The sequence below is a fragment of the Mycobacterium sp. 050128 genome (assembly GCF_036409155.1).
Taxonomy (GTDB): domain Bacteria; phylum Actinomycetota; class Actinomycetes; order Mycobacteriales; family Mycobacteriaceae; genus Mycobacterium.
The window spans coordinates 42,752-62,275 of the sequence record NZ_JAZGLW010000009.1; the positions used below are offsets into that span (position 1 = coordinate 42,752).

A 19,524-nucleotide genomic window follows, 5' to 3' on the forward strand; every position below is an offset into this window, starting at 1 on the left:
TTCGCGTTGCTGCGGCCCGGTGGCTCGCGAACTTTTCCCCGAGCCGCTCGCTGAGGCTCACTGGGAAAACTTCACGCCCGGGCCTTGCAGTCCACGGCCCACTGGCCGGTTGAAATCGTGAATGCCAGAGAGGCGAAAACAATGGCAGCAATGACACTGCAAAGCACGTGTAAGCGGGCCGCCGACAATGACCATATGTCGAGCGGTCGTAAGGGATGAATTCATGACGGAATGGCAGAAGAAGCATTCAATCATTGCTTTTGTGTGTCGATTACCGCCAAGTCGCGAGCACCGAGAATCAGCATGAATCTTCGGTGCAGTGCCGGTCCTCGGGCCTCGCCTGTTCTGCCTGGCAGGAGGTGGCAAATGCTAAGTCTGACAACCAGGTATGGCGTGCGTGCATCTTAGGTGACCGGCATAGGAAGGGGGTGTGTAGACCTAAGTTCAATCGCTGTGGAGAACGATCCACAATTGCCCGAATTTCTTTTGCGCGACTATGGCATAGGGCCACTCACGGCAGTAATATTTAATTATCGAACGCAGCAACCACGATTTACAAAGGAGGCGACCAATGTCCCCAATCACGGTTTGCACGAAACCGGCCTGCGTGCAATGCACCGCGACGTTCAAGGTGCTGGACAAGCAAGGCATCGAATACCAGAAAATTGATGTCACCGAAAATCCCGAGGCCCGCGAATACGTGATGAGTCTGGGATATCTGGGCGCGCCCGTCGTCTACGTCTCCCCCACAGAGCACTGGGCGGGTTTCCGTCCGGATCGCGTCGCTCGCTTGGCCGCCGCCTAGACCCATTTACTGGAAAGGACCCACCCCATGTACGCCGACACCGCACTGCAGCAGGCAGTTGCCGAGTTCGCCGAGCTGGATCACATTGAGCAAATCGGTGAAACGCGAAGCCATTTGCTCACGCACCTCTCCGACGCCGTGAAGGCCCTACACAAGGCCGCGACCAGCTTGGAGCAGTTGCGCAGTAACACCGTCTACGACGTCGAGTTCGCCGACGGCCGCGACGGACGCGATGTCGCCACCTTCCTCGACGACAGCATTCGCCAGACCCGCGCGGCCTACGCCGTAGTGCACACGGTCATCGACAAGGAGACTCCGTGATGACCAGCACAGCGCAGACCCGTTCCCCCGGAACCGCTTTGGACCAGGTGCGTGACGCCCTGCAGGCGGCAGGGCACGCCATCCGGCCGCGTGGCGGTGAAGCCTTCATGGCCAGCTGCCCCCTGCACACCGACCACTCACCCTCACTGTCGGTGGGTTGGCGCGAAAACACCCGCGCCGGCCGCGGCGGGGCGGTCCTGCTGCACTGCTTTAGCTGTCAGGCCCCCGCCGTCGACATCGCCGCCGCCCTCGGACTGCGCCTGGCCGATCTGTTCGACAACCCTGCCCCGCCAACCAGTCAAAGCTGGACCCGCGCCACACGACCGAAGGCGGCCCGACGAGTTGCCGGGTTAGGACCATTGCCCGCGCGCATCACCACGACCCCCGACCACGCCGAGCACCAGTGGCGCCGGGTCCGGGTCTACACCTACCTGTCCACCGCCGGCCAACCGGTGCAGCAGGTCATTCGCGAAGAATGCGCCTGCACCGGCCACCCCCACAAGCAATTCCGGCAGCGCTACCGCGACGCACACCAATGGGTGTACCGCAAGCCGCACGGATTCACCCCGGTTCTGTATCGGCCCAACGCAATTCAAAGCGCAGCCAAGACCGGTGCATGGGTATGGGTCACCGAAGGCGAAAAGGACGCCGACACCCTGACCGCGCTTGGCCGCCTGGCCACCACCAACGCCCAGGGGGCCGCCAACTTCCCCACCGGGCTGGTCGACGCATTCACCGGGCTCAACGTCGCCATCGTGGCCGACCGCGATCTCGCCGGCTATCAGCGGGCGATCAACCTGCATGACCGTCTGCACGCCAGCGCCGCCCAGGTGGTGCTACTCATGCCGGCCCTCGAGGTCGATAAATCCGACGTCACCGACCACGTCAACGCTGGCTTATGGGACCGCAGCGACCCCCTCGGGGGTTTCACCGTCATCACCCCCGCCGAGCTGCACGCCTTGGCTGCGGCCGCCAGGGCCGGCGCGGCCGCCGACCGCTTCGACACTGCCCTACGAGAGGCCAGTGCCCACCGTGACCGGCGCGGCGTGGTACCTGGCAGCGCGCGCAACGCGGCGCGGTGGCTCGCTGAAGCCGCCCACCAGCTGCGCACAGTGCAACACACCAACGACGAGCTCCACAGCTACAGCAACCAGCACCTGTCACCAGTGGCGCGCACCGCCACTCGCGCCGTCGAAAGCCTTCTCGAGCGGCTCACCGTCGACTACCGGGGCCACACTCGTCGCGCCCCAGTTCCGGCCGCCGATCGTTTGAAGGAGTCTGCATGACAACGCGTTTCGAGACCGCCATCACCAACCGTGCTGCGGCAGCCATCGCGGCCGCCGCAGGCCGGCCAGGGCCAGCGGCCATCACCGCCCGCGCGTGGATCGACAGCATGACCGCCCGCGCGCAATTGCGCTCCGAACGCCGCCTGCGCCACACGCGCGCCGCCGCCTAGAACCTGAAAGGTGACCCACCCATGCCCACCACACCCCGTCGACTCGCCGCTATCGCTTCGGGCCTGCTCGCCACGGCAGCGCTGTCACTGGCCGGGTCACCCCCGTCCCACGCCGCACTGACCGTCATCAGCCCCGGCGAAGAAGTCGACTACATAAACCCCGCCGGGGCCAACAAGTTCTGCACGATCGGCTACGTCTACACCGGTGCCGACATGCACACCTACGCCATCACTGCCGGGCACTGCCGCTCCAACCCGACAGCAGGGTATGCGCGCGATAAGCGCAACGGGCTCACCGGGGACTTCGTGCGCACCGTGTTCGAGCCCCCCCGCAGCGACGGCGCGGATTACGCATTGATCGACTTCAGCACCAACTCGCTGGCATCAGTGTTCATCGTCGATAACCACACGCTCTTTACCGACGACCACCCCGAACCCGAAATCGGTGAAACCGTCTGCCGGAACGGCGTTTCCAGCGGCCAACATTGCGGTCAAATCGCTGCCGCCCAAGGTCAAGATCAATACCTGACCACCGGCATGCCGCCCAGCATCCCCGGTGACTCCGGAGGCCCGGTGTGGACGCCCACCTCTCAGGGTCACGCGCGAATCATCGGGATTTGGCTGGGCGAGAAAACCACCGCCGCCGGTCAAGAGTACGGCCGCTTCGCCTCACTCTCCAGCGGCCTTCGCGCCCTCAACGCCCCCCGCCGGCTCGGTCAAAACGCCAGCAGTCCCGAGTAATCGGCTCGCGGATACGACACGTCCCAGTGCAGCGCCGGCGCCGGCCACTGCCCGGTCACCAGCCAGGTAACCGCGGCCGCCGGAACACCCTGCGGCCCATTCATCAGGTCGCGCACGAACGCCTCTTCGAACATCGCTCCAGCGTACAAGGTTAATCGTGGCGCGCGGCCAACACCCGTCATCGCGCGGCGTCAGCTATCCATGACCACCGCCGCAGCGGGAACCTCCTAGTGGCCACCAAATCCGCAGCCCCTCACCTTATTTGCCTGTCAGCAGGGTGCTCATGGTAAGCGGACGGGGACCCCGACCGGTCCACCCACGCCCGCACCGGGCATCGCCGTACCGAGTGACTGTTTTGGGCCCTATGCCAGCTCGCCCCAGGGCGCTGCGCGCCGGCGAGCACGGACCCAAAACCCGGCGAACACCCGCCGCGGACTCTTCGGGGTGGACCGCCCACCCTCACCCGCTTACCCGCACCCCAGCGCTGACCAGCGCACATCATCACGATCCGAAACGGAGACAACACCAATGACTAAATCCGCCACGCCCATTCACGTCACGCCCGCCGGCGTCATCACCCACAGCATCGTGGCCGTCAAGGGCCAGCTCGATCCCGACATCACCGTGCACCACGCCCGCACCGCGACCGCCCGTATCGGCGTCACGGTCGGCGGCATGCACATGGGCCTGCAGAATTGCCAGACAGCCCAGGGCCTGCTCGAGGCCTTCGTCGCTGCGCGGAGTCAGATGATCCACGTCCCGGCGGAAATCCCCACGGCTGCAGCCCTTGCCGAGGAACCCGCCGGGCGCGCAGTGCTTGGCGTCGAGTGGACAAGGGCGCCGGCTTACTCCGTCGTGGCACAGTCGGCGCTCAACAGGCTCAAAACCGCGAAACTGCACTGGGTCGAGATCTACACCGGCCCGATCACCTGGCAATTGCGTGACCGCGCCGCGGTCCTTTCGATGATCGACGCGTTCCGACGGGTCCACCGAGTCGCGATCGCGGTGTTCGCCGACGGAGACCGTTACAAAGCAGATCCCACCACCGCCGACTATCGGGCAGCCTAAACGGATTCCGGGCCCGGCCACCTCTCCCACCAACGGAGGGTTGGCCGGGACCCTTTTTTTCTTCCGGCCCGCAAGCCGGCGCGCCCCGCGAATAGCCCACCGCTGGTGGGCTTCTGGGTTGGCAGCCCCCCACCTTTAAGCCGTCAGCAGGGGTCGCAGTCTAATCGGCCGGGGGCCCGACCTGTCCACCCACGCCCGGTGCCGGTGCCGGCGGCGGAGGACATTTGCGGCCCTATCAAGCTCGCTGCCGCTCGCGGGCCGCAAATCCGCCGGCACCGCCCCCGGACTCTTCGGGGTGGACAGCCCACCCTCAGCCGACTCCCTGCACCCCCAGCGCTGACCGGCGCACCACTCACCGCACAGAACGGAGAAACACCATGGATCACGAATTCGAGCTTGCATTCGAACTTCTCGACACCGCGATTGAGCTGCTGCAACACCAGCAGTACGGCAACACCACCATCGAGGCGCACAACCACGGCGACGATCTGATCCTGACCAGCCGCCACACGTACTCGAGCTCGGCGGGCCACAAGCTCACCCTGTTGGCCACCTACAAGGCCGACCAAATGACCGCGGCCGCCGTCGAGATCACCGCTCCCGACCTTGACACGACCCCGCACATGCGGATCGTCAAGGTCTACGCCGCCGACCTGATGTTCCACGCGGGCCCGGGCGACTGGATCTTCCGCGCCCAAGGCCGCCACCGCTACACCATAACCGCCGGCATCGGCGACGAGCCGCTCTGGTCCCTGGCCACCGATACCGGGACCACCACCCCGTCGAACAACATCGCCGAACTCGTCGACCAAATCCTCACCGCCGAGTCCGTCTAACCCAATCCTCGAAGCCGGGCCCGATCGCCACCAGGGCCCGGCTTTCGCATGCCCAAAACAGGCCTCACGAAAGGAATTCACGATGACCGACATTGATTTCGCCTTGGCTTGGGACTTCGTCGACCCCGCCGATGGCAAGCCCTGTCAGCTGCGGTTCCGCCGAAACTTCGCCCCCCGCAACGACCCGCGGATCTTCGACGGCACAGGCCAACTCGTAGCCGTTGTCGCAGACGGATACCGCAGCGACAATGGCGATGAAATCGCCATCAGCCGCCCTGGCGTTCTGTTCGACGACGTAGACGCCGCATTGGTCGGCTGGCACGACTGGGCCACCCTGCTCATCGCCGACAACGGTATTGACCGCATCATCAATCTCGCCGTCATCCGCGATCGCATCTCACACAAAGTCCTCACCTAGTCGTCTGGCAGCCGAGGTAGGCCCGGCCAGCTCCCCACCCGGAGGGTTGGCCGGGCCCCCTTTTTTCTTCCGGTTCCCACCGATACCGGCGCGCCCCGCGCGACCGGACTGGCCACCCACGGTGGCCACCAAATCCGTAGCCCCTCACCTTGTTTGCCTGTCAGCAGGGGTCGCAGTCTAATCGGCCGGGGGCCCGACCGCGCAACCCACGCCCGTGCCGAACTGCGCAGGCCGAGTGACCTTTTCGGCCCTATGCCAGCTCGCCCGATGGCGCTGCCGCGCCGGCGAGCGCAGGCCGAAAACCCTGCTTCGTCCGGCGCGGACTCGTCGGGGTTGCGCGCCCACCCTCACCCGATTGCCCACTCCCCCAGCGCTGACCGGCGCACCAATCACCGCACAGAACGGAGAACACCCATGCCCAACACCATCTTGCGCACCGAAGCAGACATCGTTGCCGCCGCAGCGGCCCTGCTGGGCTTCGCCCCCACCAACAGCATCGTCGCCTACATGCTGCACCGCGACCCCAACACCGGCGACATGGTCGTCCGCACCGCGATTCGATTCGACGTCACGATCAGCGCCGAGCAAGCAGCCAAATTCCCGGCCACCTGCAACCTGCGGGCCGAAACCAGCCACGCCGCTGTGCTTTTGGCCGTGTGCGACGAAAGCCACGAATGGCACGCCCTCACCGTCCTCGACACCCTGCGTGAGGCGCTACGCGCTGCCGGCATCCCGGTACTGCGCCGCATCATGACGCGCGACGTCACCACCGACGGGCAGTGGTATGACCCTGGCACCGGCGCAACCGGCCCGACCTACCCCTACACCGACTCACTGGTCACCGCCCACCGTGTCCTCGGCGGTGAACGAGTCAGCCCCGGCCGCAGCGACATCGAATCCGAATTCGCCTACCTACCCCCGGCGCCACCGATGGCTCTGGGAGACCACGGCGAGCTCGTTCTCCGCGTCGCCCAAGAGATCGCCGACGCCCTCGAAGGGCACTCGATTAACCGGAGCCTGCCCACCCGCACCGGCATCGCCATCACCGCCGACGTCGCCGTGCGTGACGCCATGATCGCCGCGGCCGCACGACACAGTGACACCGGGGCCTACGTGTGGACGCATATCGCCCGGCGCCTGCGTGGCCAACCCCGGGCCGAAGCGCTCACTATCGCCGCCGCCTGCTACTGCTTCCTCGGCGACAGCGTTCGTGCTGGGATCGCCGCAGACGCGGCGCTCAAGGAAGCCCAATCCACCCAAACCCCGCCGCCGCGACTCGCTCTCATGTTGCTCACCGCGCTGCAGTCGGGCATACCACCCCAGCAGATCAGCCACGCCATCATCGCCGCCACCGCCGGCGACTGACCCTATCGGTCACCGGGCCCGGCCAGCTCCCCACCCGGAGGGTTGGCCGGGCCCCTTTTTTTCTTCCGGTTCCCACCGATACCGGCGCGCCCCGCGCGACCGGACTGGCCACCCAGGGTGGCCACCAAATCCGTAGCCCGTCACCTTTTCCTAGCCGTCAGCGGGTGGCAAGTCTGACCGTCAGGGCCTCGTCGCTGTCAACCCACGCCCGGCGGGCTCGCCCGTTCTGCGCTCCCGCCGGCCTGCCGGCCGGCTCCCGCTGCGCCCGGGCGGCACCGGCGGCATTTCTCGGCCCTATGCCAGCTCGCCTGTCCGGCGCTGCGCGCCCGAGCTCGCCGGGCCGAAAATCCGCCTCCGGCTGACCCGCCGACCTCTTCGGGGTTGACACCGCCACCCCACCGGTCCTCCTACACCCAGCGCCGATCGGCGCCAACCAACACCGTTTCTCGGAAAGGAACAATTTCTCATGGCACACGAACTCGACACCACCGATGGCCAGGTCTCCTTCGCCAACTCCCGCTCCGACGCATGGCACCGTCTCGGTCAGTCGGTCGGGCACGCGATGACCGCCCGCGAGGCCTTGCAAGCCGCGCACTTGGCCGGCTGGAACGTCCGCAAGATGCCGCTGCAGGTGGCCCAGGAACCCGTCATCGACGACACCGGCGTCACGACTCCTGCACCGCTGGCTGTGCCCGACTTCTACGCGACCGTGCGCACCAACCCGATCAACGGGCGCCTTGACGTTCTCGGTGTCGTCGGCAGCAAGTACGAGCCCGTTCAAAATGAGGCCTCCTGCAACCTGCTCGACGCCCTCGTGGATCAAAGCGGCGGAGCGCACTTCGAGACCGCGGGAGCCCTGCGGGGCGGAAGGGAAGCGTTCGTCACCATGAAGCTGCCCAGCAGCATGGTCTTCGACGGCAAAGACGGCACCAAGGACCGCACCGACTTCTACCTCGCGGCGCTGAATTCTCACGACGGCAGTTCAGCCTTCAGATCCATCGTGTCCCCCGTGCGCATCGTGTGCGCGAATACCCAGAGTGCGGCGATCGGCTCGGCCAAAGCCAGCTTCGCCATCCGCCACACCGGCCGAGCGCGGGCCGCTATCGCTGAAGCCCGTAACGCTCTTAAGCTCAGCTGGCGTTACATCGAAGCATTCGAAGCCGAGGCCGCCGCGCTCTACGCGGCTCCAATGGATACCGAGGAGATGCGCAGCTTCGCCACCACGCTGCTCGAGGTCGACTCGGCCGGCACCGCCGCCACTCGGCGGCACCGCCTCGAACGCGCCAGTGGGATTGTCAAGCTGTGGACATCCTCACCCACCATCACACCCATCGCGGGAACCCGGTGGGCGGCCTACAACGCGGTCACTGAATACCTTGACCACGTCGTGCCGGTCCGTGGCGCCAGAACCGCCAGCGACGCCAGCACTGCCCGCGCGGTGCGGACCGTCACCGCGGCCGCGGCCAGCGGATCGCTCAAGGCGCAGGCGTTCCGTTTCCTGCAGACCCTGTAGCCGCGCCATCGGTGAACCGGGGCCCGGCCAGCACCTGCATTTGCGGGGGTGGCCGGGCCCCCCTTTTTCTTCCCGCGGGCACCGGCAACCCCGGTGTGCGCCAACGCTTGCCAGCTCGCCGCCAGCGCGGCGCTCCGCGCGCCGAACTCCTGGCGCCCGCTGCAACGAACCTCGTGACCGATCCCGCCGGCGGCGACTCTTGCCGACGCGCCGACACCGGCCCGCCACAAGCCGATCGCTGACACTCCTGGAAATCTTGCGCCGACCCGATGCACGCGCCCCACTCTGCACGACGAGCGTCCTCGTTCGTGCCGCGCCGCCAACCCGTCGCCGTGCGCAATGGTGTTGCGGCCGCGCGCCTTACCAAAGGGTGGGTTCGGTGGACCCCAGCAGCGCTGCCTCGACGGCTTCGGCGTCCCATCCGTTGCGCACCGCTTCGCGCAGCGCCACCGCCCGGGCCCGCCGCGCTTTGATTCCGTGATCGCCGCGGCGCACCATCACACGGCCGCCGCCGCGGCCGGCGCGCGCCATCATCTCCATGTTGTCGCGCTGTGAGCCGCCGATGATGTGCAGCAGACCGATCTCACCGGGCAGACTTGCCCGCACGCATGCCGGATTGTCGCAGCCATGCAGTGCCCGCACCCAGGGCTCCAAAGCCTTACCGTTCAGGGACGCCGCGAGCGCATAACGGTTGGCTCGCACCATGATCCGTGTTCCGCCGCGGCGTACCCAAAAACGCCCATAGCCGTCCGCGCCGATCGCTGAACACCAAATCGCGCAATCTTCCGCGCCCGGGCCGCGGACTAGGCTGTTCTCAAACCGGCTCAACTCGTCGGCGTGCGCCCGCTGATCCACCACCAGCCGTAGCGGTTGCGAAATCCCCATAACTCCCGATGCTTTCGACTCCATTGCGGCCCTGGCCGCTTGTCGCCGTCATCATCTCCGCACCGACTGACAGCGTCCGTGCCGTGCTACGCCCGTGCTGACACCGGCTCCCACGCACTGCCATCGGCGGGCGTGCTCGGTTCGCTTAGCCCGGTTGACCCGAAGGCGTCTGAGGCCGGTGCGGCCTTCAACGGCGCGCAGGCGCCCGCGGCCGCCTGCGCCGGTGTCCCCGCCGCGGCTGCTTCTGTTTCGCGAATCAGCTCCCGCACCGCTTTCTCGGTGATCCCTGCCATGCGCGCTATCTCGCGCACCGTCTCCCCACGATCACGCATCGCCTGTAGCGCCGTCCCGCCCAGCAGGCGTTGCGCCGAGCGCCGCTGCGCGGCCTGCTCTCGCAACGCCTGCTGGCGCTCATCCAACCACTCGTCGACCGCATCCACGCGAGCCCGCGCGTCGAAGAACGCGGCTAAATCTTCGACGTTGGCCTTCGTGCGCCGAATCACCTCGTCCTGCGCCGCGGTCGCGGCTACCCGCGCCGCCCGCCGCGCTTGCTTACTGACCGCCTTATTTCCCATGCATCACACGTTAAAGCCCGCAAAACCCTTACGCCGCACCCGAACACACAAATCTCACCACCGCCCCCGCCTGCCATGCCCGGACCCGACCACTCACCACACCAGCCCACCGTCACTTAGGCCACCCTAACTACCACCGCTCACCGAACATCAAACCTCTTGCACTCAGGTCACGATTCGGTAACGGGCGCTAGTTAGGCGATCTAACTGACCCCACTTGGTTGATCGCGGGCGTCGCGTAACGCCCGGGGCGATGCCAGAGTCAAATTCGTGGTGATGTCGCGGTGATGGGCTTACACAAGCTAACCGCCGGAGACGGGTACATGTACCTGATCCGGCAAGTAGCCGCCTCTGATGCGACCGACCGCGGGCGGCCCAGCCTCAGCGACTACTACAGTGCCAAAGGCGAATCCCCCGGCACGTGGATGGGTCGTGGTCTGGCGGCACTCGGCCAGCCCGTCGCCCGCGACGCCACCGACCCGTCGGTTGCCGAACTTTGGTCGGTGCCACACGGATCGCAGGTCAGCGAAGACCAAATGAAAGCCCTTTTCGGGGAGGGCTTTCACCCCAACGCGGACCGAATCACCCGACACCTCACCGGCTTTGGCCTCGGTCAGGCAGGAACGATTGCCGCCGCGCGGCTCGGTCGTCCGTTCGCCATCAACACCAAAGAAAACCAGTTCGTCACCCGGCTGCGACAGGCCTACCGCGACTACAACATCACCATCGGCAGTGACGAGCACGCAAGCCTGGCCCCCGACATCCGGGCCCGCATCCGCACCGCGCTCGGGCGCGAAATGTTCACTGAAACCTATGCTCGCCCCCCGGCCGATGACCGGGAATTGTCGGGCTTCGTCGCGCGCAATTCGCGGGCAGCCACCACCGCCGTGGCCGGCTACGACCTCACGTTCACCCCGGTCAAATCCGTCTCCGCGCTGTGGGCCATCGCGCCGGCGCCGATCGCGCAGACGATCGAAGAATGCCATCACCAAGCCGTGGCCGAAACACTGGAATTTCTCGAAGGACACGCCGCGTTTGCGCGCATGGGCGCTCATGGTGTCGCGCAGGTCAACACCACCGGATTGATCGCTGCAGCCTTCGATCACCGCGACTCGCGTGCCGGCGACCCCAACCTGCACACCCACCTGGTGATCAGCAACAAAGTGCAAGCCATTGGCGCCGATGGCATCCCGCGCTGGCTGGCCTTAGACGGCACACCACTGCATCACGCCACCGTCGCCGCATCGGAGTTTTACAACACTCGCATTGAAGCCCTCACCATCACGAAACTGTGTGTCCAATTCGCTGAAACGGACACCAAACCCGGCAAACGACCGGTGCGTGAAATCGCCGGCTTGCCCACCGAACTCATCGAGAGATACTCCTCGCGCAGCGTGGCCATCAACCACCGTGTGGGTCAGCTGGCCAAGCAATTTCACACCACCCACGGGCGTGAACCCACCGTGGTCGAGATGCTGGCGTTGACCCAACAGGCCACCTTGGAAACCCGCCAAGCCAAGCACGATCCGCGCTCGCTGGCCGAGCAACGCCACGTGTGGCGCGTGCAGGCCGTCGAGGTGCTGGGCAGCCAGCGTGCCCTGACCGCCATGATCGCCAACGTCACCCATCAGGCCGTAGGCCAATACCTCCAGATCACCGATCATTGGGTCGACGAACAGGCCGACGCCGTCATCGCCACCGTCGCCGAAACGCGGGCGACCTGGACGGTCAATCACGTACGCGCCCAAGCTCAACGCGCGCTGCGTTACGCCAACCACCCCGGGGGCCCCGACCTGGTGAACCGCATCGTCGCCAGCGCGCTCGGCGAGCACAGCATCACCTTGACCACCCACGCTGACACCGAAAAACAAGAGCCCACAGTCCTGCGCCGCCGCGACGGTTCCAGCGTCTACACCCGTCATGACACCACCGTCTACACCAGCGCCGCCATCATGGCCGCCGAGCGACGCATCCTGGCCGCGGCCAGGATGCGTCACGGGCGAACCGTCGATGACACCAGCATCGGTTTAGCGCTGGCCGAAACGCACGCCAACCAGGGCCTAGAACTCAACCAAGGGCAAGTCGCCATGGTGCGCGACATGGCCACTTCTGGCGCCCGTCTTCAGCTCGCGCTCGCCCCTGCTGGCACCGGCAAAACCACCGCCATGGCCGCCCTGGCGGCCGCCTGGCGCAACAGTGGCGGCACCGTCATCGGCCTGGCGCCCACCGCGGGCGCCGCCGAAGTCCTGGCCCAAGACCTCGCCTCGCCCACCGACACGATCGCCAAACTCATCCAGCTCGCCGACACCCACCACGGCACCCCCGCCGCCGCCGATGACCCCGCCCGCCGATGGTTTGACCGCATCGGTTCAGACACCCTGCTCATCATCGACGAAGCCGGCATGGCCTCGACCGCAGACCTCGACACCCTCATCGCGCACGCCCTGGCGCGCGGCGCCAGCATGCGCCTCATCGCCGACGACCAACAACTGGCCTCCATCTCCGCCGGCGGCATCGTGCGCGACCTGGCCGAGCGCCACGAAACCGTCACATTGAGCACCGTCGTGCGCTTCACCCACCCCGAAACCGGCAAAGCCGAAGCCGCCGCCAGCCTGGCCATCCGCTCCGGAGATCCCGCCGGAATCGGCTTCTATATCGACCACCACCGCGTCCATGTCGGCGCCGATGCCACCGCCTCCGACTTGGCCTACACAGCGTGGGCCGCCGACCGCGCCGCCGGCCGCGACTCCATCCTGTTGGCCCCGACCAACGCCCTGGTCGCCCAGCTCAACGAGCGCGCCCGCCTCGACCGCCTCACCCACACCCCCAGCGCCCCGTCCAACGCCTCCAACAATGAACAAGCGGCCATCACCGTCACCCTCGCCGACGGATTGACCGCCTCAGCCGGCGACTGGGTCGCCACCCGGAAAAACGCCCGCTGGCTACGCACCACCACCCACGGCGCATGGGTCAAAAACGGCCACCGCTGGATCATCCGCGCCGTGCACGACGACGGCTCGATCACCGTCGTGCCGCTGCGCGGCCCGGCCACCCCAGTGCGCTTGCCCGCCCGCTACGTCACCACCTACACCACCCTGGGTTACGCCAGCACCATCAACGCCGCGCAAGGCATGACCGCCGGCGGCCGCGACACCGAAGGCACCTGCCACATCGTCGGCTCCGACCGCCTCACCCGCCAACAGCTCTACGTCGCCGCCACCCGCGGCCGCACCGAAAACCACCTCTACTTCTCCACCGCCGAAGCCGACCCGCACCGCATCCTGACCCCCAAAGCCACCCACCCCCCCACCGCCGTCGACATCCTGACCACCATCCTGAGCCGCGACGGCGCCCAACAATCCGCCCACACCCTGGCCGACGCCGACACCGACCCCCTTAACCGGCTCCACCTGGCCGCCGACATGTACACCGACGCTCTCACCGCGGCCGCCGAACAACACGCCGGCCCCACGGTCATGGCCGACATCGACACCGCTGCCGCCCACCTCGGCCATCACCTCACCGACGCCCAAGCCTGGCCCGTGCTGCGCCGCCACCTCGCCCTGCTGGCCATCGAAGGACACGACCCCCTCCAAGCCCTGAGTGAGGCTGCGGCCACCGGACTCGGTAACGCCCACGACCCCGCCGCCGTCCTGGACTGGCGCCTGCCAGCCCCCACCGGCACCGACGCGGCAGACCGCGGACCGCTGCACTGGCTGCCCGCTATCCCTCACGTCATCACCGTCGACCCAACCTGGGCGACCTACCTACACCAGCGCGCCGAACTCGTCAGCGAGCTAGCCGATCACATCCGCGGCACCGCCCGCGCCTGGGACACTTCCACCGCCCCCGCCTGGGCGCGGCCCCTGCTCGACGCCAACCGCAACCTGCTGGCCGAAATCGCGGTCTTCCGCGCCGCCCACCACGTCGAAGCCGCCGACACCCGAATTACCGGGCCCGAACAGCACGCGAACCGCTCGGCGATCATCCAGCAAGCCATCCACTCCCGCCTCGATGCCGCTCTCACCCGCGCCGGCGCCGACACCACCCGCTGGCGCCAACTCGCCGACACCATCGACGCCCACCTCACCGAGGACCCATACTGGCCCCGGCTGGCCACCCACCTCGACAACGCCGCCCGCGCCGGCGCCGACGTCCCCGCCCTGCTGCACGAGGCCGCAGCCCAACACGGTCCCCTGCCCACTGAAATGCCCGCTGCCGCCTTGTGGTGGCGACTGGCCGGCACCCTGGCTCCCCCCTCCCTGGAGGGCACTGACACCAAGCTGCGGCCCGCCTGGACCGCCCACCTACACCACCTACTGGGCACCCGCATCGCCGAAGCCGTCATCACCGACCCCGCCTGGCCCGGCCTGGTCGCCGCTGTGACCGCCGCCAACTGGCCCCCGCACGATCTGCTCGCCGCCGCGGCCGAGCACCTCTACGACATCTCGGCCACCCAAACCATCCGGCCCGACGAATACGCCCGCCTGCTCACCTACCGTGTCGAACTGCTCACCCACCACGCCGCCACCATCGACCCCGACATCCCCCACCCCGCCGAACAGGCCCAAACCGCAAGCGGCCAACAGCAATTCGACCTCGACGACCACAACATCGACGACACCGCGCTGCACGAACCCCCGCCCGACCCCTACGACTACCCCTACGGCTTCGTCGAAGACGACCTCGGCGGCCTCGACCTCGACGACCTGCCCACCATGCGCCCCGCTACACCCGCCGGCGTCGACGACGTCGACATCCCGGCGCTGCGCGCCCGCCGCGACGCCGCCCGCCACCACGCCCGTCAGCTCGCCGACGCCATCCTCACCGGTGGCGGCGGACCCGCCGAACACGCCGCCGCGGCCGAGCTGGCCGAGCTACACCGCCGCTTGGGTGAACAACGCCCCTATCAGCAGGCTCTAGCCAGCGCCCACAACCGCTGGGTCCACGCCGAAGACACCGCCGAGCTGCACCGCCAACTACTCACCCAACTCAGCGCCGCGATCGCCGCCGCCACCGAGCGCGGTGCGCACGACGCCGCCGACCGCTACCAGCAACACCACGCCCAGGTCAGCGAACAAACCGCCCGAGTCGACGCCGCCGTGCGCACCGCCCGCGCCCGCCTTGAAGCTGCCCGCGCCAAACTCATCGAGACCGCCGGCGGCGAGGCCGCAGACATCGTCACCGAACACCAACTCCACGAACGCCGCGCGCAAGCCGTGCGCACCGACACCGACACACTGAACGCCGCACGCCGCGACGCCCGCACCCTCGACGATCAACTCGGCCGCGCCGAAGCCGCGGCCGCCCGCTCTCTGGCCCAAAGTCCCGTCCACACCTACGATCTGGGCGTCGACCTTGACCAACTACAGGCTGAAGTCGACTTCCTTCACGCCGCCAGCGCCGCCAGCCCCGCCGCCATGTACACCCCGCCGCCCGCCGCCCTCGACGGCCTCGACGACGAGCACCGCCGCGCCGTCAGCGCCCTCACCACCAACATTCACAGTGTCCAACTGCTCCACCTGCATCCCGGAGCCGACAAAACCGCGACACTGGCCGCCCTCGCCGACACCACCCACCATCACAACAAACACACCATCGCCCTGACCGGCACCGCCAACGCCGACAAGCACGCATACGCCGACACCACGGCCACCGTCGACAGCTACCGCGACGACGTCACCGCCAACCGCCACACGCCACCGCGGGGCAGCCTGGTCATCGTCGACGACGCCCATACCCTCACCACAACGCAGCTGCACTGGCTCGCCCACAGCGCCGCAACCACCAACACCAAGCTCGTGCTCATCGCCACCGGCGACCAGCAGCCCGCCCACACCCTGCTCACCGTTCTCACCAACGACCTGCCCCACACCCAGCACCTGGGCACCCCCGACCCCCCGCGGCGCCAACCCCGCACCGCCATCGACCGCGCCGAACACAACCTCGCCGCCACCAGCGCACCCAGCCCAGACCGAAGCCGCGCCGTTCAACTGCTGCGCCAACGCAACCACGTCCTCGCACAGCTGCGCGATACCGCCACTACCGCACAGCGATTGGACGCTATCGCCGAACGCGACCGCGCCCGCGGCCGCGACCAAGACCGCGGCAACGGCCTCGAACTCTAACCGCGTTCAACAAACACTTCGACCACGTATCGACCAGATCGACGAGCAGATAGTCGAACTGCCGCCCTGACGGCGACGTTCTATCCCTGGGGATAGAAAGCGTCGAAATTTAGCTGCCTCGGCTTGACAGGGTTGAGGGTGTCGCTGTTGGCGGTGATGCCCGCGGTGACATCAACCGGCATCACTTCCAACTCTGAGTTCGCTACTAGTTCCTCAACGCAGGCTTCTGAGGCGCCGAGATAGGTGCTGTCGAAGTCGATTTCGGTGGCCACGCACCAAGCATGGTCACCTGGCCACCACAAATTCGCGGAGAGGTGCCGACCGGGATAGGTGGCCCATGATTGGGCGGCCGCGGTGACTGGGCCGCGAGCCAAGTGGTACTCGCGCTGCGGCAGTGCGAAGGTCGGCTGGTCATGAAACGCCTCGTCGAGGTCACCGCGGCCGTGCCACACCGCGAACCAACAACCGTCAGCGGTCGTGGTGTGTCTTGCCAAGGCTTGGACAAGCGGCCCGGCAATATCGGCGGGCAGGGATCCCACTTCCGGCGCTTCATCGAAAAGGCCAGGTTGTGTGTCGCGGTACCCCGGGACGTAACGCGATGCGTAACCGATCAGACGGGCGAACTGCATTTGCGGGTGCACAGTTTTGTGGTTGGCGCGGGCGATCTGGGCCCAGCTCACCAGTTCCCCACCGTTATGGGCGGGGTGAAATACCCGCGCGTAAGCGGCGAATGTGTCCGGAAGCAGCGACCCGACGTTAACCGCGAAGCTGCGCACGCTTTCGGTCAGCCACCCCGCCGAGCGCAAATCATCCACCACGTCCAACGCACCAACCGCAACCATCACACCACCGTAAACTGCGCGCTAATAGCGCATCGTATGTCTCGCGTGGCGCGCTGCTTGCGTTCCGCCGGACATAGGCGAAATCGCACGTTTTCCGGTAAGCGGGAACATCAATGCACAGCCAATTGGAACCCCAGATAAACTTCGACCGGCTCCGTACTCTGACAGCGAGCTGCTTGCGGTAGCGGCGTGAGAAGCGCTGCAGCGCTATGTGTTAACAGCTATGCCCAATCACCGCTCCAGACAACGCTTCCGGCGACTCTCACACCCCGGTCACGACGGTGTTGCCCCGTTCGACGTGTCTAACGCCGCCACGGATGAGCGTCGAGCATCTCCGTCACCGCGGCGATCACCGCGGCGTCGGCTTGAGGTTCTTGGGCCAGCTGCTGCACCGCCGCCGCGATCCGGGCGAGCAGACCGCCATAGGCCCGCGTCGCGGCCGCGACATAGGTGTGGGCGGCCTGTGCTCGCCAACCCTCGCTATACCGCGCCGACAGCGCCTGCAATTGCTCCGACAGCTCGCCGGCCTGGCGCTGCACCGTGTCCACCAGGGCCCGCACAGTTTCCGCGTCAACGGCTTGACCGTAGTCGGCCAGCGCGGTTTCCAGTGCGTAGTCAAGATCGCGCACTCCCGCCAAGGCATTTTCGATAGGGCCGGTGTGGGCGCGCACCTCTGCAGCGGGAACAGGAACACTCAACAGTTGCGGTCCGGCCTCGTCGACCAGACGCGCCTGCTCAGATTCGGCGCGGGCTTGCGCGGCCTCTGCTTGGGCCGCTTGCAGGGCCGCGACAGCCTGCTCGGTCTGCTCATCCGCCGCCGCCACTTGCGCGGCGGATTGAGCCCACACGCGGTCGATTTCGTCGCGCATCCGGGCCTCGGCGGCCCGGGCGGCCGACACCTCGCCATCAGCGCGGCCCTGCACCGCCGCGAGCTCCGTCTCGCCGTCGGCCCGCACCTGCTCTAACTCACCACGTAACTCTTCCAAGGCTCGCTCGGCCGCACCGCGTTCTTCGGCGCGCTCGGTGATGCGTTGTTCGGCGCGCTCGTCGGCGGCGCGGGCCTGCTCGTGGGCCGCAACGACTTCAGCGGTCGTGTTGGCGCGTACCTGTTCCAACTCGGCCCGTAATTCTTCGAGGGCTTGCTGAGCGGTTTTGCGTTCTTCGGCGCGCTCTGCGGCGCGTTGTTCGGCGCGCTCGTCGGCGGCGCGGGCCTGCTCGTGGGCCGCAACGACTTCAGCGGTCGTGTTGGCGCGTACCCGTTCCAACTCGGCTCGCAGTTCTTCTAAATCCGTTTGGGCGCTGCGCAATTCGGCAGCGTGTTCGGCAGCGTTACGCGAGGCCTCGGTTTCTGCGGCGCGGACCCGCTCGCGGGCCTCGTCTGCGGCGCGGGCGGACTCCTCGGCTTTCGCGCGCGCCATCTGTGCGGCCGCCTGAGCGTCCCGCTTGGCTTGCTCGGCCTCGCGCGTGCGCTGTTCAGCCATCGCGCGCAGATGGTCGGCCTGCACGAGCTGCATCACTGGCGAGAGCCGCTTTGGTGCCGGGCCGGCACGGTTGCGGCGTTCGACGAGCTCGCGCTCACTCATCGCGGCCATCGCCGCCAACTCAGCCGGCGGGGCTTGGTCGCGCCGCCGGGCGGCCTCCACAGCGGCCGTGGCTGCTCGCTTGGTCAGCGCCGCCAAGCTGTCGACGTCAAGGTCCTCGATGTGCTGCTGCAGCGTCGTCATTGACGTCGGCGCCTGCCTGCGACCGCCACCTTATTCGCAGCGTCGGGTGTGCGATCGGTTTCGGCGGGTGTCGGTGCCGAGGGAGGCCCAGACGTCCGTGAATCGGGTGCTGGTTGCTCCGCGTCAACGGTTGGAGGCGAGGCCGAGAGTCCGGAGAGCGGACCGCTTTGCTGGGCAATCACCAGCGAGAACTGATTCAAGTACACCGTCGCCGCGGATGCGAGCGTGTCGTCGCCGAGATTCTCGGCGTCACGCACCAACCCACGTAGAAGCTCCAGGGCCAGCTCTGGCCCTAACCCCAGGGTGGCGCTCTGACTCGACGCCGGTTCGATCGCTGCCGTTTCCACGACCCACACCAGCCGCTGCCAGCAGCGCTCAACCGCTGTGCTGTGTCGCTGAGCATCACGCACCTTTTCGGAGTTGCGCTCTTGCTGCTCAAGCTGCAACCGGTGCCGCTTGGTTGCACGGCTGAGGGCGAACAGGATCACAGCCGCCAGCAGCAACGCCGCAAGCAAGGCCGTGGCACCACCGAACCCAGCTGAGGTAACAAACTCCCGGGCAGGCGGTAACGCGGGCAGCCGTTGAGGCACGAGGACCACCGAATCTACCGGCGGGGCCGCAGGTATCGACATGGAAAAACCATACCGACTCCTAAAGGCCTGCCGCGACGCTCACGCTGATTTGTCTCCGCGGCCGTCGCGCAACCCACCGGGCCCCGCTACGTTCGATTCAAGCCATTCGAGGCAACACCACGCTACGCGCCTATACGGTTCGACAGTCGTTGTGCGACAACAAATACAAACAAAAGGTATCGGTTGACAAGCTGCGCCAGCCCGCCTCCGTGGCG

17 protein-coding genes are annotated in these 19,524 nt (G+C 67.2%); 11 read left to right on the forward strand and 6 right to left on the reverse strand.

Annotation, left to right across the window (positions count from 1 at the left end):
• Window positions 1-571: 571 nt before the first annotated feature.
• The 5 genes from nrdH to SKC41_RS30275 are packed head-to-tail and all read left to right on the forward strand — an operon-like array spanning window position 572 to window position 3,323.
• Window positions 572-805 carry a glutaredoxin-like protein NrdH gene (gene nrdH / locus SKC41_RS30255; RefSeq protein ID WP_330981367.1) on the forward strand — a complete coding sequence of 78 codons (234 nt, stop codon included), beginning with the start codon at window positions 572-574 and terminating at the stop codon, window positions 803-805.
• Window positions 806-832: 27 nt separating this feature from the next.
• A complete protein-coding gene (locus SKC41_RS30260) occupies window positions 833-1,126 on the forward strand; it encodes a hypothetical protein (protein WP_330981368.1) in 294 nt (97 codons plus the stop codon).
• The gene (locus SKC41_RS30265; RefSeq protein WP_330981369.1) at window positions 1,126-2,412 is read left to right on the forward strand and encodes a hypothetical protein; all 1,287 of its coding nucleotides are present in this window, start codon (window positions 1,126-1,128) and stop codon (window positions 2,410-2,412) included. The genes SKC41_RS30260 and SKC41_RS30265 overlap by 1 nt, the downstream gene beginning before the upstream one ends.
• A complete protein-coding gene (locus tag SKC41_RS30270) occupies window positions 2,409-2,582 on the forward strand; it encodes an amidohydrolase (protein ID WP_330981370.1) in 174 nt (57 codons plus the stop codon). The genes SKC41_RS30265 and SKC41_RS30270 overlap by 4 nt, the downstream gene beginning before the upstream one ends.
• A gap of 21 nt (window positions 2,583-2,603) precedes the next feature.
• On the forward strand, window positions 2,604-3,323 hold the full coding sequence (locus SKC41_RS30275; protein WP_330981371.1) for a serine protease: 720 nt from the start codon (window positions 2,604-2,606) through the stop codon (window positions 3,321-3,323).
• Here SKC41_RS30275 and SKC41_RS30280 read toward each other — a convergent pair.
• Window positions 3,299-3,457 (reverse strand): hypothetical protein, encoded by a 159-nt coding sequence (locus SKC41_RS30280; RefSeq protein ID WP_330981372.1) that lies wholly within the window; start codon window positions 3,455-3,457, stop codon window positions 3,299-3,301. The genes SKC41_RS30275 and SKC41_RS30280 overlap by 25 nt on opposite strands.
• Window positions 3,458-3,851: 394 nt before the next feature.
• On the opposite strand from SKC41_RS30280, the gene SKC41_RS30285 reads away from it, so the two are divergent.
• From SKC41_RS30285 to SKC41_RS30305, 5 genes are all read left to right on the forward strand, one after another.
• Window positions 3,852-4,391, forward strand: coding sequence for a hypothetical protein (locus SKC41_RS30285; RefSeq protein WP_330981373.1), 540 nt, complete (start codon window positions 3,852-3,854; stop codon window positions 4,389-4,391).
• 377 nt (window positions 4,392-4,768) lie between these two features.
• Complete coding sequence (locus tag SKC41_RS30290; RefSeq protein ID WP_330981374.1) at window positions 4,769-5,227, forward strand: hypothetical protein; 459 nt, start codon at window positions 4,769-4,771, stop codon at window positions 5,225-5,227.
• An 82-nt stretch (window positions 5,228-5,309) separates the two neighbouring features.
• Window positions 5,310-5,645 carry a hypothetical protein gene (locus SKC41_RS30295; RefSeq protein ID WP_330981375.1) on the forward strand — a complete coding sequence of 112 codons (336 nt, stop codon included), beginning with the start codon at window positions 5,310-5,312 and terminating at the stop codon, window positions 5,643-5,645.
• A gap of 414 nt (window positions 5,646-6,059) precedes the next feature.
• A complete protein-coding gene (locus SKC41_RS30300; protein ID WP_330981376.1) occupies window positions 6,060-7,010 on the forward strand; it encodes a DUF4192 domain-containing protein in 951 nt (316 codons plus the stop codon).
• Between the two features lie 466 nt (window positions 7,011-7,476).
• Window positions 7,477-8,523 (forward strand): DUF932 domain-containing protein, encoded by a 1,047-nt coding sequence (locus tag SKC41_RS30305; RefSeq protein WP_330981377.1) that lies wholly within the window; start codon window positions 7,477-7,479, stop codon window positions 8,521-8,523.
• Window positions 8,524-8,883: 360 nt separating this feature from the next.
• Here SKC41_RS30305 and SKC41_RS30310 read toward each other — a convergent pair whose 3' ends face one another.
• Both SKC41_RS30310 and SKC41_RS30315 read right to left on the reverse strand, forming a co-directional pair.
• Complete coding sequence (locus tag SKC41_RS30310; protein WP_330981378.1) at window positions 8,884-9,408, reverse strand: hypothetical protein; 525 nt, start codon at window positions 9,406-9,408, stop codon at window positions 8,884-8,886.
• Between the two features lie 86 nt (window positions 9,409-9,494).
• On the reverse strand, window positions 9,495-9,983 hold the full coding sequence (locus SKC41_RS30315; protein WP_330981379.1) for a hypothetical protein: 489 nt from the start codon (window positions 9,981-9,983) through the stop codon (window positions 9,495-9,497).
• Window positions 9,984-10,270: 287 nt separating this feature from the next.
• On the opposite strand from SKC41_RS30315, the gene mobF reads away from it, so the two are divergent.
• Window positions 10,271-16,111 carry a MobF family relaxase gene (gene mobF / locus SKC41_RS30320; RefSeq protein ID WP_330981380.1) on the forward strand — a complete coding sequence of 1,947 codons (5,841 nt, stop codon included), beginning with the start codon at window positions 10,271-10,273 and terminating at the stop codon, window positions 16,109-16,111.
• 80 nt (window positions 16,112-16,191) lie between these two features.
• On the opposite strand, the gene SKC41_RS30325 is transcribed toward mobF, so the two are convergent.
• From SKC41_RS30325 to SKC41_RS30335, 3 genes are all read right to left on the reverse strand, one after another.
• On the reverse strand, window positions 16,192-16,953 hold the full coding sequence (locus SKC41_RS30325; RefSeq protein ID WP_330981381.1) for a hypothetical protein: 762 nt from the start codon (window positions 16,951-16,953) through the stop codon (window positions 16,192-16,194).
• Between the two features lie 302 nt (window positions 16,954-17,255).
• A complete protein-coding gene (locus tag SKC41_RS30330; RefSeq protein ID WP_330981382.1) occupies window positions 17,256-18,677 on the reverse strand; it encodes a hypothetical protein in 1,422 nt (473 codons plus the stop codon).
• Window positions 18,674-19,309 carry a hypothetical protein gene (locus tag SKC41_RS30335; protein WP_330981383.1) on the reverse strand — a complete coding sequence of 212 codons (636 nt, stop codon included), beginning with the start codon at window positions 19,307-19,309 and terminating at the stop codon, window positions 18,674-18,676. The genes SKC41_RS30330 and SKC41_RS30335 overlap by 4 nt, the downstream gene beginning before the upstream one ends.
• Window positions 19,310-19,524: the final 215 nt, after the last annotated feature.

Bases quoted from the DNA above. Each gene is read 5' to 3' on its own strand.
- nrdH (WP_330981367.1), top strand. From the start codon at position 572: ATGTCCCCAATCACGGTTTGCACGAAACCGGCCTGCGTGCAATGCACC.
- SKC41_RS30260 (WP_330981368.1), top strand. From the start codon at position 833: ATGTACGCCGACACCGCACTGCAGCAGGCAGTTGCCGAGTTCGCCGAG.
- SKC41_RS30265 (WP_330981369.1), top strand. From the start codon at position 1,126: ATGACCAGCACAGCGCAGACCCGTTCCCCCGGAACCGCTTTGGACCAG.
- SKC41_RS30270 (WP_330981370.1), top strand. From the start codon at position 2,409: ATGACAACGCGTTTCGAGACCGCCATCACCAACCGTGCTGCGGCAGCC.
- SKC41_RS30275 (WP_330981371.1), top strand. From the start codon at position 2,604: ATGCCCACCACACCCCGTCGACTCGCCGCTATCGCTTCGGGCCTGCTC.
- SKC41_RS30280 (WP_330981372.1), bottom strand. From the start codon at position 3,457: ATGTTCGAAGAGGCGTTCGTGCGCGACCTGATGAATGGGCCGCAGGGT.
- SKC41_RS30285 (WP_330981373.1), top strand. From the start codon at position 3,852: ATGACTAAATCCGCCACGCCCATTCACGTCACGCCCGCCGGCGTCATC.
- SKC41_RS30290 (WP_330981374.1), top strand. From the start codon at position 4,769: ATGGATCACGAATTCGAGCTTGCATTCGAACTTCTCGACACCGCGATT.
- SKC41_RS30295 (WP_330981375.1), top strand. From the start codon at position 5,310: ATGACCGACATTGATTTCGCCTTGGCTTGGGACTTCGTCGACCCCGCC.
- SKC41_RS30300 (WP_330981376.1), top strand. From the start codon at position 6,060: ATGCCCAACACCATCTTGCGCACCGAAGCAGACATCGTTGCCGCCGCA.
- SKC41_RS30305 (WP_330981377.1), top strand. From the start codon at position 7,477: ATGGCACACGAACTCGACACCACCGATGGCCAGGTCTCCTTCGCCAAC.
- SKC41_RS30310 (WP_330981378.1), bottom strand. From the start codon at position 9,408: ATGGGGATTTCGCAACCGCTACGGCTGGTGGTGGATCAGCGGGCGCAC.
- SKC41_RS30315 (WP_330981379.1), bottom strand. From the start codon at position 9,983: ATGGGAAATAAGGCGGTCAGTAAGCAAGCGCGGCGGGCGGCGCGGGTA.
- mobF (WP_330981380.1), top strand. From the start codon at position 10,271: ATGGGCTTACACAAGCTAACCGCCGGAGACGGGTACATGTACCTGATC.
- SKC41_RS30325 (WP_330981381.1), bottom strand. From the start codon at position 16,953: ATGGTTGCGGTTGGTGCGTTGGACGTGGTGGATGATTTGCGCTCGGCG.
- SKC41_RS30330 (WP_330981382.1), bottom strand. From the start codon at position 18,677: ATGACGACGCTGCAGCAGCACATCGAGGACCTTGACGTCGACAGCTTG.
- SKC41_RS30335 (WP_330981383.1), bottom strand. From the start codon at position 19,309: ATGTCGATACCTGCGGCCCCGCCGGTAGATTCGGTGGTCCTCGTGCCT.